The sequence below is a fragment of the Pantoea jilinensis genome (genome assembly GCF_019104105.1).
In the GTDB taxonomy this organism is placed as follows: Bacteria; Pseudomonadota; Gammaproteobacteria; order Enterobacterales; family Enterobacteriaceae; genus Pantoea; species Pantoea eucalypti.
The window spans coordinates 2,500,425-2,515,131 of record NZ_CP077746.1 but is presented as its reverse complement, the minus strand read 5'-3'; the positions used below and the strand labels follow the sequence as shown (position 1 = coordinate 2,515,131).

General features: G+C 57.1%; 12 protein-coding genes. 8 read left to right on the top strand and 4 right to left on the bottom strand.

The window, feature by feature from the left end; all coding sequences use genetic code 11:
• Position 1 precedes the first annotated feature (1 nt).
• From KTJ90_RS11815 to KTJ90_RS11785, 7 genes are all read left to right on the top strand, one after another.
• On the top strand, positions 2 to 601 hold the full coding sequence (locus KTJ90_RS11815; RefSeq protein ID WP_003851391.1) for a DUF2291 family protein: 600 nt from the start codon (positions 2 to 4) through the stop codon (positions 599 to 601).
• Complete coding sequence (locus KTJ90_RS11810) at positions 601 to 2,115, top strand: sugar ABC transporter ATP-binding protein (RefSeq protein ID WP_003851390.1); 1,515 nt, start codon at positions 601 to 603, stop codon at positions 2,113 to 2,115. The genes KTJ90_RS11815 and KTJ90_RS11810 overlap by 1 nt, the downstream gene beginning before the upstream one ends.
• 2 nt (positions 2,116 to 2,117) lie before the next feature.
• The gene (locus KTJ90_RS11805) at positions 2,118 to 3,224 is read left to right on the top strand and encodes an ABC transporter permease (RefSeq protein WP_314511571.1); all 1,107 of its coding nucleotides are present in this window, start codon (positions 2,118 to 2,120) and stop codon (positions 3,222 to 3,224) included.
• A gap of 192 nt (positions 3,225 to 3,416) precedes the next feature.
• Positions 3,417 to 4,247: a transketolase gene (locus tag KTJ90_RS11800; protein WP_033762432.1), complete on the top strand. Its 831-nt coding sequence runs from the start codon at positions 3,417 to 3,419 to the stop codon at positions 4,245 to 4,247.
• Positions 4,240 to 5,184, top strand: coding sequence for a transketolase family protein (locus tag KTJ90_RS11795; RefSeq protein ID WP_033762428.1), 945 nt, complete (start codon positions 4,240 to 4,242; stop codon positions 5,182 to 5,184). Before KTJ90_RS11800 ends, KTJ90_RS11795 begins: the two co-directional genes overlap by 8 nt.
• Before the next feature lie 2 nt (positions 5,185 to 5,186).
• Entirely contained in the window at positions 5,187 to 6,674 is a 1,488-nt protein-coding gene (locus KTJ90_RS11790) for an FGGY family carbohydrate kinase (protein WP_039661048.1), read from the top strand.
• Between the two features lie 20 nt (positions 6,675 to 6,694).
• On the top strand, positions 6,695 to 8,113 hold the full coding sequence (locus tag KTJ90_RS11785) for an L-fucose/L-arabinose isomerase family protein (RefSeq protein WP_003851383.1): 1,419 nt from the start codon (positions 6,695 to 6,697) through the stop codon (positions 8,111 to 8,113).
• A 117-nt stretch (positions 8,114 to 8,230) separates the two neighbouring features.
• Here the strand turns inward: KTJ90_RS11785 and KTJ90_RS11780 are convergent, their stop codons facing one another.
• Positions 8,231 to 9,361 (bottom strand): mechanosensitive ion channel family protein, encoded by a 1,131-nt coding sequence (locus KTJ90_RS11780; RefSeq protein ID WP_008925964.1) that lies wholly within the window; start codon positions 9,359 to 9,361, stop codon positions 8,231 to 8,233.
• Positions 9,362 to 9,457: 96 nt separating this feature from the next.
• Positions 9,458 to 10,192, bottom strand: coding sequence for a flagellar brake protein (locus KTJ90_RS11775; RefSeq protein ID WP_008925965.1), 735 nt, complete (start codon positions 10,190 to 10,192; stop codon positions 9,458 to 9,460).
• A 209-nt stretch (positions 10,193 to 10,401) separates the two neighbouring features.
• Between KTJ90_RS11775 and KTJ90_RS11770 the strand changes: the two genes are divergently transcribed.
• A complete protein-coding gene (locus tag KTJ90_RS11770; RefSeq protein WP_003851381.1) occupies positions 10,402 to 10,650 on the top strand; it encodes a GlsB/YeaQ/YmgE family stress response membrane protein in 249 nt (82 codons plus the stop codon).
• Between the two features lie 67 nt (positions 10,651 to 10,717).
• On the opposite strand, the gene KTJ90_RS11765 is transcribed toward KTJ90_RS11770, so the two are convergent.
• Positions 10,718 to 12,817: a TonB-dependent siderophore receptor gene (locus KTJ90_RS11765; protein ID WP_039661054.1), complete on the bottom strand. Its 2,100-nt coding sequence runs from the start codon at positions 12,815 to 12,817 to the stop codon at positions 10,718 to 10,720.
• A gap of 191 nt (positions 12,818 to 13,008) precedes the next feature.
• Entirely contained in the window at positions 13,009 to 14,694 is a 1,686-nt protein-coding gene (treA, locus tag KTJ90_RS11760) for an alpha,alpha-trehalase TreA (protein ID WP_039661055.1), read from the bottom strand.
• Positions 14,695 to 14,707: the final 13 nt, after the last annotated feature.

Below are 14,707 nucleotides of genomic sequence, written 5' to 3'. Positions count from 1 at the left end.
CATGAAACGGATACTGGCGGTATTGATCGGGATGGCGTTGCTCAGCGCCTGCACCGTGGTGGATCTGGATGCGGACGGTAACCCGATCATGCCGAAAGATCCGCACGCGAAGCCCAGCTATACCACCCAGACGCCGCAGCAGATTGCGGAGGAAACCTGGCAGCCGCGTGTCATGGCCACTGCGAACAGCCACGCGCTGAGCTGGGCCGACATGGAAGCGAAAAGTCAGACGGTTAAATCTGGCGGCCGCGAAAGCGTCTTTGTGCGGGCCAGCGGGACGGCCAGTGCTTTTGATGAGAGTAACCCGCGTGAACGCACGCTGACGCTGATGATTAACGGTAAGCCGGTGGCGATCAGCGTTGGCCCGGTACTGCGCAGCAACGCTATCCGGGATGCCGCCGGTTTCCGTTTCGAAGAATTTACTAATCAGGTGCAGTACGCCCAGCTCACCCGGGCACTCAACCGTCATGCAGTGAAGCAGTTGCCGCCACTGGATGCCAGTTGGGTCAACCAGCCAGTGCAGGCGCTGCTGGCTGTAAGCATCGGGCAGAACAGCGTTGAAGAGGTGGTGGCGATTGAGCTGAAGCGGGGGACGCCCTGATGGAAGATGACATTATTCTGCGGGCCGAACAGATCTCCATGCTGTTTCCCGGCACGCTGGCGCTGGATCGCGTCGATTACCGGGTCTGGCGCGGCAAAGTGAATGTGATTATCGGTGAAAACGGCGCGGGCAAATCGACGCTGATGAAGATTCTGGCGGGCGTGCAGCAGCCTACCGCCGGGTCGCTGTTTCTGAATGGTGAGCCGCTGACGCTGAGCAGCACCCGCGATGCCGCCCGGCACGGCATCGGCATGGTGCATCAGGAGCTGAATTTGTTTGAAAACCTTACCGTGGCGGAGAACCTGTTTCTGGGCCGGGAGATCCAGCGTGGCCTGGCGCCGATCAATGAGGCGGAGCAGGCACGACGCACCGCCGCACTGATGGCGCGTCTTGACCAGCCTATCCCACCCGGTGAGCGGGTCGGCAATCTCAAAGTGGGTCAGCAGCAACTGGTGGAGATCGCTAAAGCGCTGGCGGAAGACGCGGACATTCTGATTCTTGACGAGCCCACCTCGGCGCTGAGTAAAACCGAAGTTGAGATCCTCTTCCGGGTCATCCGCGACCTGACGCAGCAGGGCGTTACCCTCATTTATATTTCTCATCGGCTGGAAGAGCTGATGGCAATTGGCGACGTGATTACGATTCTGCGCGACGGACGCTTTCAGGCAGAAGCGCCGGTCAGCACCATCGATGTGCCGTGGATCGTTCGCGAGATGCTCGGCAGTGAGCCGGTGACCACCTTCCTGCCGGACGAGCGTGAGTTTGGCGCGCCGGTTCTTGAGGCGCAGCACATCACCTGCGTCAGCCCCAACGGCAATACCCTGGTTGATGACGTCAGTTTTCAGGTGCGGGCCGGGGAGATTGTCGGGATCTACGGCCTGATGGGGGCGGGTCGCACGGAGCTGTTTGAGTGTCTGCTCGGCAGCCAGCGTCACTATCTGGGCAAGCTGTGGCTCGACAGTAAACCGCTGCCTACGCGCCTGCCCACTGCCGATCGCATCCGCATGGGGATGAGTCTGGTGCCGGAAGATCGCAAACGCGCCGGGATTTTCCCTGTCTCGTCAGTTGCCAGTAATCTCACCATCGCCAGCCTGTGGCGGCGATTGTCGCACCGCTTTGCCATTGCGCACCGGGCGGAGCAGCAGGCAGTGACTCAGACGGTCGGTAATCTGGCAATCAAAATCTCCTCGCCGGACGTTGCTATCAGCGCACTGAGTGGTGGCAACCAGCAGAAAGTGGTGATTGGCCGCGCGCTGCTGACGAATCCGCGTCTGCTGCTGCTGGATGAGCCGAGTCGCGGCATTGACGTCGGGGCTAAAGCGGAAGTGTTTCGCATGATGGTGGCGCTGTCGCAGCAGGGTATTGCGGTGTTGTTCTCCACCTCAGACCTGAAAGAGATTATGGCGGTAGCCGATCGCATCCTGGTGATGTCGGGCGGCAAACTTACGGCTGACCTTCCGCGAGACCAGGCGGAAGAGGCAGCGCTGGTGAAAGCAAGTGCGCAGGGGTTCTGAGCATGAAAAGCAATAACAGCGTCGCGCTGAACACACTTCCGGCGAAAGCGTTTAGTTCACGCGAAAGCATTCTGCTGCTGCTTCTGAAGCTGCGTACTTTTATTGCGCTGATTCTGATTGTCGGCTTCTTCGCCATCACCGTGCCGGACTTTCTCGCCACCGGCAGTCTGGTGATCATGGTGAAACACATCGCCATCAACGCCTTTCTGGCGCTGGGTATCACCTTTGTCATTATCACCGCCGGCATTGACCTGTCGATTGGGGCGACGCTGGGGCTGTGCGGCATGATCACGGGCTGGCTGATCACCAAAGGGATTGTGCTGCCGATGTTTGGCATCGCCATCTTCCCCAGCGTCTGGGTAATCGTGCCGGTCGTGCTGTTGATCGGTGCGCTTATTGGCGCAGGCAACGGCTGGATCATTACCCGCTACAACGTCGCACCTTTTATCTGCACCCTTGGCACCATGTACATCCTGCGCGGTGCGGCGATGCTGACCTCCGGTGGCGAAACCTTTCCCGGTTTGCAGGGTAATCCGCTATTGGGTAATACCGGCTTCGATCGAATCGGGGCCGGCACCTTTCTCGGACTGCCTTATGCCATCTGGATGATGGTGGTGCTGGCGCTGGTGATCGCCTATATCGCTCGTCGCCTGCCGTTTGGCCGTCAGGTTTATGCCATCGGTGACAACGAGCGCGCCGCTGAACTCTCAGGCGTGAAAACCCGACAGGTGAAGATTCTGGTTTATACCCTGTCGGGATTCTGCGCAGCGATTGCCGGCATTGTGGTCTCATCACAACTGGTCGCCAGCCATCCGGCAAACGGCACAGCGTTTGAGATGAACGCCATTGCGGCTGTGGTACTGGGCGGCACCTCACTGGCGGGCGGACGTGGCACGATTGTCGGGACGCTGATCGGTGCGTTCGTCATCGGCTTTCTGGCGGATGGTCTGATCATGATGGGCGTCAGCGAATTCTGGCAGATGGTGATCAAAGGCATCGTCATCATCATCGCGGTCATCATCGACCAGACTCAGAGCCGGATGCAGCAGAAGGCGGCGGTCGTGGCGCAGAAAGCATTAATTGAGGAGGGGGCACCGGCTAAATCCTGACTGGTTTATCGCCGTCCGGGCAGGGTGCACCGCTAAGCGATTCTGCATAAGCGGCAGCAGTCAGCCCGGAGTGACGGGCAGTGTGGTGAACAGAGGACAAGACCTTTATCAGCCACACACTTTTTTAGGCACAAAATTTTTTAACTGGCGTGAATATATATTCATAACCGATTTAAAATTCAGAGGTAGTGTATGAATCCTTTCAATCTTCCGGTCGAAGACCTTGAGCGCCGGGCGCGGGCTATCCGTCGGCGCATCATCCAGCTTAACGCAGGCAGCCCGGCAGGCGGTCATACCGGCGCTGACCTGTCGCAGGTGGAGATCCTCACTGCGCTCTACTTTCGCATTCTGAACTGCGCACCGGATCGCACGGATGATAATCAGCGTGACATCTACATCCAGTCGAAAGGGCACGCGGTGGGCGGCTACTACTGCGTGCTGGCGGAAGCGGGCTACTTCCCGACCGACTGGCTGGCGACCTATCAGCACGCGGACTCGCATCTGCCCGGCCATCCGGTCCGGCAGAAAACGCCGGGCGTCGAACTCAATACCGGCGCGCTGGGCCATGGCCTGCCTGTGGCGGTCGGTATCGCTATCGCGGCGAAAAAAGATAACAGTTCGCGCCGCATCTTTGTGGTCACCGGCGATGGTGAGCTGGCGGAAGGCAGTAACTGGGAAGCGGCACTGGTGGCGGCGCATTACGGCCTCGATAACCTGATCATCATCAATGACAAGAACAAGCTGCAACTGGCAGGTGCGACCCGCGACATCATGAACACCGATCCGCTGCCGGAAAAATGGCGCGCCTTTGGGCTGGAGGTCACCGAGTGCAACGGCAATGCGATGGCATCAGTGGTCGACACCATTGAAAACCTGCCGAAGAACGGCAAACCGCAGGTGATTGTGGCGCATACCGAAAAAGGCTTTGGCGTCTCCTTTATCCAGAGCAAGGCGGAATGGCATCACCGGGTGCCGAAAGGCGAAGAGATCGCACTGGCACTGGAGGAGCTGAAAGATGAGTAATGCACAACATTTAGCAAGCGTCATGGTGACGGCCTTTATCGACGCGGTGAATCGTGGCGTGGATCTGGTTCCTGTGGTGGCCGACTCAACCTCAACCGCCAAAATTGCCCCCTTTATTAAGGCATTTCCCGACCGGCTGATTAATGTCGGTATCGCCGAGCAGACGCTGGTGGGAACAGCGGCAGGTCTGGCGCTGGGCGGCAAAGTCGCGGTGACCTGTAACGCCGCGCCGTTTCTGGTGTCACGTGCCAATGAGCAGGTGAAAGTCGATGTCTGCTACAACAACACCAACGTCAAACTGTTCGGGCTGAATGCCGGGGCCAGTTATGGCCCGTTAGCCAGCACCCATCACAGCATTGATGACATCGCGGTGATGCGCGGATTCGGCAATATTGAGATCTATGCGCCTTCCTGCCCGCTGGAGTGCCGCCAGATCATCGACTACGCCCTTGAGCATGTCGGGCCGGTCTATATCCGTCTGGATGGCAAAGATCTGCCGCAGCTGCACGATGAAAATTATCAGTTCAGACCAGGCGCGATCGATGTGCTGCGGGAAGGCAGTGACATCGCGCTGGTGGCGATGGGCTCAACGGTTCACGAGGTGGTTCACGCCGCCGAGCAACTGACTGAACAGGGCATTTCAGCCGGTGTGATCGCGGTTCCATCGATTCGACCCTGTGATACCCAACAGCTGCGCAACCTGCTAAATCACTATCCAGCGGTGATTACCGTGGAAGAGCACAACGTCAATGGCGGCGTCGGCAGCCTTGTGGCTGAGGTGCTGGCGGAAGGCGGTTGTGGCATCCCGCTGTTGCGGCTTGGCATTGCGGATGGGGAATATGCGATTGCAGGCGATCGCGCCTCCACCCGCGCCCATCACGGCATTGATGCCCGCAGCGTGGTCAACAGTGCAGCGCGCATCTGCGCAGGAGCATAAACATGGTGGGACCTCTGATTCTGGCGATTGACGAAGGCACCACCAATGCCAAGGCGATTGCGGTTGATCGCGACGGCCGTGTGGTGGCACGCGGTAGCCAGAGTTTAACCCTGCAACACCCGCAGCCCGGTCTGGCTGAGCAGGATCCTGTGGCAATCTGGCAGGCGGTAAAACAGGCCATCGCCCATTGTCTGGCGTCGTGTGCAGGTGCGCCTGTCGCGGCGGTGGCGATCAGTAATCAGCGTGAGTCGGTGATGATCTGGCAGCGGCGTGATGGTCAGCCGCTGACACCGCTGGTGAGCTGGCAGGATCGACGCTCCGAGTCATTCTGTCGCGACCTTCGGCAGGCGGGTAAAGCGCCTCGCATCACCGGCCTGACCGGGCTGGCTGTTGATCCGATGTTTCCGGCCGCCAAGCTGACCGGGATGCTGGCCACCATTCCCGAGGGCGCGGCGCGGGCGGCGGCCGGCGAGCTTTGCATCGGCACGGTCGACAGCTGGCTCACCTGGCAGCTCAGCGCGGGCGAAGTCTTTATCACCGATCACGCCAACGCCTCCCGCACGCAGCTCTACAGTCTGCACCTCAACGACTGGGACGACGAGCTGCTGACGCTGTTTCAGTTGCCGCGCGCCGCACTGCCGCGCATCACCTCTTCAGCCAGTGAACAGGGCGTGGTGGCGGTAAATGACATTCCCGGTCTGGCGGCAGGCACGCCGATTCTGGCGCGTATTGGTGATTCCCATGCCGCGCTGCAGGCGCAACGCCGCGGCGAGTCTGAAGTGGTGAAAGCCACATACGGCACCGGCTCTTCATTGATGATGTCCATGGCAACGCCGCTGCTGACGGAAAATGGCCTCAGCACCACGGTGGCCTGGCATGACGGCACGCTGCGTTATGCGTTTGAAGGCAACATCACGCACACCGGTTCCGGTGCCGCCTGGCTGGGTAAACTGCTCGGCGTACAGGATCCACGTGAGCTGACCGCGATGGCGCAACGCTGCGACGACAATCAGGGCATCTATTTTGTCCCTGCGCTCTCAGGTCTGGGCGCGCCCTGGTGGGATCTTCAGGCACGCGGCATGGTGTGCGGACTGACGGATGCCGCAACACCCGACGTGCTGGCGCGGGTGGCACTGGAGTCGATCGTCTGGCAAATCGCCGATGTCTTTTTCGCGATGGAGCAGGCCAGCGGACAGCAGCTTCCGGCGCTCTGTGTCGATGGCAGCGCCACTGAAAATAGCTGGCTGATGCAGTTACAGGCCGATGTGTTGCAGCGGCCGTTGCAGCGGGTCCCGACCGCTGAGGTCTCCGCGCTGGGCGCGGCACTGCTGGCAGGCAAAGTTCTGGGGTGGTGGCAGCAGGGCAGTGATATGCAGGCTTTACAGGGCGGCAGCGTCATCCTGCCGCGTGAAGAGAACGCGCAGCGTATGCAGGAAAATTATAAAGGCTGGATCGATGCCGTTGCACGCTGTCGTTATCAGCCACATTAATCCTTATCCGGAGCAGAGCCATGTCAACACTTCCTCAGCAGTTAACCTTCGGTGTCATTATTGGCAACCGGGGTTTTTTTCCCAGCTATCTGGTGGGCGAGGCGCGCCAGCAGGCGGTCGCGCTGTTTGAAAAAATGAACATCAATACCGTCATGCTGGACGAAACCCAGACCAATCTGGGCGGCGTGGAGACGCGGCAGGAGGCAAAAATCTGCGCTGCACTGTTTCGCGAGCACCGCGAAAAAATTCACGGCATTGTGGTGCTGCTGCCTAACTTTGGTGATGAAAAAGCGATTGCAGAAGCGCTGCGTCTGGCCGGCCTGAATGTCCCAGTGCTGGTGCAGGCGGAAGAGGATAATCTCGATAAAATGGGGCTGGCGACCCGTCGCGACAGCTTCTGCGGCAAAATTTCGCTCTGCAATAACCTGCGGCAATATGGTATTCCGTTTACCCTGACCCGCCAGCACGTCTGCGCCCTGAGCGGTGAGGTCTTCAGGCAGGATCTGCAGCGGTTTAGCCAGCTCTGTCGTGTCGTGAATGCCATGCGTCGGGTGCGCGTCGGGGCGATTGGTGCGCGGCCCGCCGGATTTAACACCGTGCGTTATAGCGAAAAGCTGCTGGAGAAGATGGGCATCGCGGTGGAAACCCTGGATTTATCGGAGATTTTTACGCGTACCAACCGGCTGCGCGATGATGATATCCGCGTAGCAGAGAAGCGTGAAATCCTGGAGGCTAACGCTGATGCGCGCGGCATTCCGGGTGACAAACTGGTGACCATGGCCAAACTGTTTGTGGTGATCAGCGAATGGATCAGTGACAACGATATTGATACCACCGCTATTCAGTGCTGGACCTCACTGCAGGAGAATCTGGGGATTAACGTCTGCTCAATCATGAGCGTGATGTCGGGCCAGCTGATGCCCAGCGCCTGCGAAGTGGATGTGATGGGCGCGCTGTCGATGTACGCGCTCGCCAGCTGTTCGCTGAGTCCTGCCTCACTGGCGGACTGGAACAACAACTTTGGCGATGAACGGGACAAATGCGTGCTGTTTCACTGTGGTAACTTCGCCAGTGCCAGCCTGGAGTCACCGACGATGGGCACGGCCGATATCATCGGCACCACGGTGGGCAAAGAGAACACCTGCGGTGCAGTGCATGGCCGGATGAAGCAGGGTGATCTGACCTACTTCCGTCTTTCAACCGACGATTTTAGCGGCGAAATCAAAGCCTATGTCGGTGAGGGAATGTCGGTCACCGATCCGCTGGACACGGTGGGCTGTCGTGCGGTGATTCAGGTGCCGCAGCTGGAAACATTGCTGGCGTGGATCTGCCGTAATGGCTTTGAGCATCACGTGGCGATGAATCACTCAGCGACGGCAGATGTGCTGCAGGAAGCGTTTAGTGAGTATCTCGGTGTAAGTTGTTACCGGCATGAGTAAACGGTGAGACTGAATTGCAGAACGCCATAGGGGAAGGTGGGACAGCCGATGCGCTTACGGTTCTGGCCGCACCGGTATCCCTGCCCGCCATCCCAATACAGGAGGGCGGGCCTGGGTTTAGCGCGCCATCCTGCGCACCTCGCCATCTTCATTTTCCACCGCAACCAGATCCACCGGAGGCAGATTGCCGCCGCTGAACTCCACCTGACGAATCGGGAAGGCGAAGCGGATGTTACGCGCTTCAAGAGCCGCCATCAGCTGCAGGTTAATTTCCTGCTGAATATCCATGTATTTGTTGTAATCCGCATCCAGCACAAAATAGACCACTTCAAAGGTCAGCTTTGAGTCTTCAAAGGCCAGGAAGTGGGCGCGGTCAAAACGGGTCGTCTCAATGTCCTGGATGATCTCTTTAACCAGCGGGCTGATCGCCCGAACCTGATCAGAGGGCGTGGCATAGCTGATACCAAACTTAAAGACGATGCGGCGCTGCTGCATGCGTTTGTAGTTATGGATGGTCTGCTGCAACAGAATAGTGTTTGAGCAAACAATCTGCTCACCGCTCAGGCTGCGCAGACGCGTGGTTTTCAGGCCAATATGTTCAATAGTGCCCGCAATATCACCAAACACAATAAAGTCGCCGTGCTCAAACGGCTTGTCAAAGCCTATCGCCAGCGACGCAAACACATCACTCAGCACGGTCTGAATTGCCAGCGCAATCGCGATACCGCCAACGCCAAGGCTGGCAACCAGTGCTGTAATGTTGATGCCGATGTTCGACAGAATGGCAAGGAACATCATGATCCAGACCACCACCCGCAGCAGAATGCCCAGGATCACCGTCGTCACCGGATTACGCACATGAATCGGATCGCGCAGCAGGCTTTTCAGCCACAGCCGGATGCCGCAGTCTATCCATAGCGCGAGCTGCACAATCAGCGCCAGGAACCAGCCGTGCGCAATGGTCACGCTCCATGAAGCAGGCAGGTCGACAAACTTCAGGGCAATCAGCAGCGAAAAGATCAGCAGCAGTGTCTGGCTGGTGCTGCGCAATATCTCCACCAGAATCGCAGTGGCGCGGACGTGACGATGTTCGCTATAGAGGGCAATCCGGTTGGAGATAAAGCGAATCAGGGTACGTAATACCCAGTAAATCACCAGGGTAGAGACGATAACGATAGCGCTGTTGAGCCAGAGTTCCTGATTAAAAAAGAGGGCGTGAAAACGACGTGAAGAGAGCCAGTTTTCCATTGGGGAGGGTCTCCTTGCTGGGTTCCGGTTTAAAAGAAAACAAGCAAGAAGCATAGCCTGGATGCGGCCCACCTGCGTGGCGCATCCATAAAGCAGTTACTGGAATCGGGTCGATTTATCGCGCGCCAGGCGCTCAAGGGCAAAGATAATCTGCTGAAGCTGTCGCTCCTGTGCCGGATTCAGCGTGGCAAAACGAAAGCTCAGGCGGGGTGTAATCAGGGTTTCATTTTTGCGGTTCACGACACAGCGTTCGCCAATACTCAACAGCTTCACCGGCACTTCAAAAATGCCATATTCGCCCAGCTCAACCCGGAACTGATTGAAGCTGTCGCCATTCTGCAAGCCTTCCGGCAGCGGTTCATCCACCAGCACACCGATACCGCCCAGAGAGAGATCCTGTAATCGCAGACGCGTTTTACTGCCATCCGGCCACAGGGTGTGGCACCAGAACTGCGGCTCCATCGGTGCGCAGACCCGAAAAAATTCCCGTCGCTGAATCTGCCACAGCAGGTCCGGCAGCGGTGAGCTGAAAGCGGGTAAGCCTTCAAACTCAATTTTTTCCAGTGAGGTGAGGCTGAACTCCACTTTTGCACCAAAGGTTTCAGCGGTGATACTGAGATCATCGCTGGTTAGTGCGTACTCGTTATCCAGGTTATTACTGCCGAGGTCAAACACCACGCGATCTTTATCGGCAGTCAGCATCCGGCTGATAAACTGCCCGCGCGGGAAGCGCACCAGTAAGGGCGTCTGCAATCGCAGCAAATCTTTCATAACGCCCAGAACCGCCAGCGTGCCACGTTTTAAATATTGTTCCTGGTCGGCTTCTTTCACGTCCTGCTCCACAAGGGGTTACTGTATTTACACTCTTTTTTTGCCTCGTCACGGTTATCGGCGCGGCTGGAAAAAGCTTTAATTTGCTCGTCATCAATAATAACTGTGAGCGGACGAGCAATTTTCAAAATGCTGGCTATACTTATCGCGGTAAACCGCTTGATAAATCAGGCGTTCACGATTTAATCATAAAAAGGAAGGAGCAACAGATGGGTATTATTTCCTGGATCGTCTTTGGCTTGATCGCGGGTATTCTGGCGAAGTGGATTATGCCAGGTAAAGACGGTGGCGGTTTCATTCTGACTGTTGTACTGGGTATTATCGGTGCAGTAGTGGGTGGCTGGATCAGTACGCTGTTTGGCTTCGGCCGCGTCGATGGGTTTAACTTCGGCAGTTTTGTGGTCGCAGTGATCGGTGCCATCGTGGTGCTGTTCGTGTACCGCAAAGTACGCAGTTAACCGTAACAGTTTTAACAGAAAAGGGGACGAAGCGATTCGTCCCCTTTTTTTATCTTTTACTCTGCTATCAGAAGTCGTAACCGACAGTCGCCATCACGCTGCGCTCCGCGCCCCAGTAGCAATAGCCTGTGCCGTAACAGCCCGCTACATAGGTGCGGTCGGTCAGGTTATTGGCATTGACCTGAACCCATGCGCCTTTCAGGCTGCTGTTCCAGACACCCAGATCGGCCCGCACTGATGCATCAAACAGCGTCACCGACGGCACGCGCGTGGTATTTTCATTGTCCGCCCACTGTTTGCCGATGTAACGCACGCCCGCGCCCGCACTCAGACCGTAATCAAACTGATAGTGACCCCAGAGTGCAGCCATGCTGTTAGGGGTGACATACGGCGTATGGCCGCTGTTGCCATCCACCGAATCTTTGAAGCGCAGATGGTTCAGCGTATAGCTCGCCACGGTGCTCAGACGCGGGGTTAACTGATTACGTGCTTCCAGCTCAATACCCTGTGAATGGACTTTGCCCGATGGCGTAAAGGTGCCGTCTTTAACATTACGGTTTGCCACATCCTTCTGCGTCAGGTCATAAACCGCCATGCTGTAAAGATCGCGGGTGCCCACCGGCTGATATTTCACCCCGGCTTCATACTGCTCTGAGGTGGTCGGCTTCAGCAGGTTATTGTTGGGATCGGTAAGCGCAGTCGGGGTAATCGCCTGGCTCCAGCTGACATAAGGCGAAATGCCGTTGTCGAAGGCATAGAGCAGCGCGGCGCGTCCGCTAATGTGATCATCCTGACGACGATCGCTGCCGCTGTTTTGTGCGACGATGCGATCGTAACGGCCGGAGAGATCGAGATGCCAGCGATCCAGCTTCATCTCATCCTGCAGATAGAGGCCGGTCTGGTAGTAACGGCGGGTGCTATCTGCCCAGGTCTGCTCAGGCATATCGCCCACCTGATCGCCGGTCACGGCATTCAGCTGGTTAGCCGGACCGCCAGCCTCACTAATCTCATTTTTGTAACGATGATACTCGGCACCCAGCGTGACGCGGTGCTCCAGTTCGCCGGTGTTGAACTCCGCCTGTAAGCGGTTATCCGTGGACCAGGCGGAGAGTGACGAGCGCTCGCCAGAGTAGTAGCGATTCAGCAGATCGGGATTATTTTCATCCCAGCCAATCTGATAAACCTGATCGAGATCGACATTCGAGTGGCTGTAACTGCCGGTTGATGAGAACGACCAGACGTCGTTAAAGCGATGGGCGAAATCGAAGCTGTAGATCTGCTCGTGGCGTTTGAACTGATCAAGATCGCTGTTGCCCTCATAGAAGCCGTTGCTCAACTTATAGCCGTTGTGTTCGGTAAGGCTGCCGTCACCCGGCACGGAACCGTGATAACCGCCTGACGGATCTTTTTGCAGGTAGGCTTTCAGAATCAGATGGGTATCTTCATCAGGTTGCCACATCAGCTGCGGCATCAGCGCATATTTCTCTTCACGGGTATGATCGTACTGGGTATCGCTGTTGCGGGTTACGCCGGTCAGGCGAAACGCCCACTGGTCATTAATGGCATTGGTGTAGTCAAACATCGTGCCGGTGGTCGCGTTGCTGCCCGCCTGCACTTGAATGTGACCCTCTTCCGCGAACTGAGGACGTTTAGTCACCATGTTCACCAGTCCGCCCGGCACTGTCTGGCCATAGAGCGCGGAAGAGGGGCCTTTGATCACGTCGATGCGTTCCAGGAAAGCATTATCCACCTGCAAGATGTTGAAACTGCCGCCGTCACTCATCAGCCTCATCCCGTCGAGGAAGGTGTTATCGACATCGCCACCGTGGAAGCCGCGCAGGGCAATGGTGTCGTAACGGGTAGCGGCCCCGCCGAAGTTAGTAAAGACGCCTGAGCTGTAACCCAGCGCCTGATTCAGGGTCAGTGCGCCCTGATCCTGCATCTGCTGGCGGGTGACTACGGATATCGATTGCGGCGTGGTGATCAACGGACGATCGCTCTTGGTTGCGCCCTGGCTGGTGGTCGCCAGATAGCCCTGGGTGGGCGTGGTCGAATCCTCCAGCGGTTGGGCAGTCACGACCATATCAGCAGCAAAACTCAGAGCAGGCGCAGTCAGCGCCAGGGTGCAGAGGTGAACATAACCTTTCAGCGACAATGACAGTTTCATCAAAATTCCTTTCTTGGCAAAGGGTCAGGCGGGTGAATAAAATTATTGATAGGCAATCTCATTATCATAATGAGAACTATTACCTTTTGTAAATTGGCTGCAATTTTGCCTGTAGATGAAAGAAGGTCAAGTAAAATTCGCTGAAAGGGAGTGCGGATACCTCCGGCGGGGCCAGAGGTATCCAGAGTGACTTAGTTTTGTGAGGCAGACGCCTGAGGAATATCGTGGGCGCTGTTACAGGTTTTATCTTTCGGGCAATACTTATCGAGCAGTTTCAGCGTAACGCCGTTTGTCCAGCCGAAACCATCCTGCAGCGGATATTCACCGCCACCGCCGCCGCCAAGATTTTTGCCGTCAACGACATATTTCTCTACCAGTTTATGCTCACGGTCATAGGTGTTCTGGACGTTTTGCAGGAAGCGTAAGCCGACCTCTTTTGCGAGTTTCGGCTGGTTATAGTGCTCAAGACCTTCCACGGCAACCCACTGCAGCGGGGCCCAGCCATTCGGTGCGTCCCACTGCTGACCGTTGTTTACGGTGGTTGTTACCAGACCACCAGGCTTCAGCAGCTGTTTTTCTACCGCGCTGGCGGTGCTTTCAGCCTGCCTGTCACTGGCTACCTGAAGATAGAGCGGGAACAGCGCAGCAGCCGTTAACTGCGGATGGACCTGTTTTTTCTGCCAGTCATAGTCGGCGTACCAGTTCTGTTTGCTGTCCCACAGATAGCGGTTGATTGCTGCCTGACGCTTCTCTGCGCGATCGGCAAACTGCTTTGCCAGATCGCTCTGCTTATTCATCTGGTAGCCTTTTGACAGCGTCTGCTCCAGGTGGAACATCAGGCTGTTAAGGTCAACGGGCGCCAGCTGTGTGGTGCGGATTGTCGACAGATTATGCGCATCGGTGAACCAGCGGGAACTGAAATCCCAGCCCGACGCGGCACCGGAACGCAGCTCGCGGTAGAGCTCGGCTTTATTGCGCTGCGGCGCTTTCTGCGCGGTGGCAATATCATCCATCCAGGATTCAGTACGTGGCACGTCGCGCGCATCCCAGTAGCGATTGAGCAACGTACCATCCGCCAGTTTAATCACCCGCTTGCTGGCGGCACCGGCCGCGACTTTATCGCTGTCGGCCATCCAGTAGTCATACTCTTTCTGCAATTGCGGCAGGTAGCGGGTATAGGCTTTGCCGTCATCATGCGTGGCCAGCAACTCGACCATCATGCTGAAGAACGGTGGCTGTGAACGGCTCAGGTAGTAGCTGCGGTTGCCGTTGGGAATGTGGCCATAGCGGTCAAGCAGCGAGGCGAAGTTATCCGTCATATCCTGGACTTTATCCCAGTGTCCGCTCTCGGCCAGCCCCAGCATGGTGAAGTAGCTGTCCCAGTAATAAACTTCGCGGAAACGCCCGCCAGGCACCACGTAGGGTTTTGGCAATGGCAGCAGCGAGTCGTACTGACCCACGCTGCTGGTGGTGCGGGTCAGTACTGGCCACAGCCCATCAATGTGCTCACGCAGGTTTTGTCCCGCGGGCGGGACATATTTGTCGCCCGCAGCGGGCAACGTAAAGTTGGTATCCACAAAACGTTTCAGGTCGAAATTGCGCTGTTTCTTCTGCATCTGCCAGTCGGCAAGAATCGAGGCGGGATCGAATTTCGGCACGGCATCAGCAAAGGTCTTTTGATCGGGATAGAACTTCGCCTGTTGCACGGCGTTAAACAGCGGCCCTAAACGAACGTCCGGCGGCTGCGGCTGATTGTTCAGCATGCGGCTGTTATCGTCGGCATGGGTGGTGAAAGCGGGAACGCTCAGCAGCAACGTGAGCAGAAAGGGCGCATAACGCTGACGCCGTGGGTTGGCGTTTACCTCAATTTTTGTCATCGGTTTTTCTCCT

Coding starts and splice junctions, on each gene's coding strand:
- KTJ90_RS11770 (WP_003851381.1), top strand. CDS start 10,402: ATGGGTATTATTTCCTGGATCGTCTTTGGCTTGATCGCGGGTATTCTG.
- KTJ90_RS11790 (WP_039661048.1), top strand. CDS start 5,187: ATGGTGGGACCTCTGATTCTGGCGATTGACGAAGGCACCACCAATGCC.
- KTJ90_RS11805 (WP_314511571.1), top strand. CDS start 2,118: ATGAAAAGCAATAACAGCGTCGCGCTGAACACACTTCCGGCGAAAGCG.
- KTJ90_RS11795 (WP_033762428.1), top strand. CDS start 4,240: ATGAGTAATGCACAACATTTAGCAAGCGTCATGGTGACGGCCTTTATC.
- KTJ90_RS11800 (WP_033762432.1), top strand. CDS start 3,417: ATGAATCCTTTCAATCTTCCGGTCGAAGACCTTGAGCGCCGGGCGCGG.
- treA (WP_039661055.1), bottom strand. CDS start 14,694: ATGACAAAAATTGAGGTAAACGCCAACCCACGGCGTCAGCGTTATGCG.
- KTJ90_RS11810 (WP_003851390.1), top strand. CDS start 601: ATGGAAGATGACATTATTCTGCGGGCCGAACAGATCTCCATGCTGTTT.
- KTJ90_RS11815 (WP_003851391.1), top strand. CDS start 2: ATGAAACGGATACTGGCGGTATTGATCGGGATGGCGTTGCTCAGCGCC.
- KTJ90_RS11785 (WP_003851383.1), top strand. CDS start 6,695: ATGTCAACACTTCCTCAGCAGTTAACCTTCGGTGTCATTATTGGCAAC.
- KTJ90_RS11765 (WP_039661054.1), bottom strand. CDS start 12,817: ATGAAACTGTCATTGTCGCTGAAAGGTTATGTTCACCTCTGCACCCTG.
- KTJ90_RS11780 (WP_008925964.1), bottom strand. CDS start 9,361: ATGGAAAACTGGCTCTCTTCACGTCGTTTTCACGCCCTCTTTTTTAAT.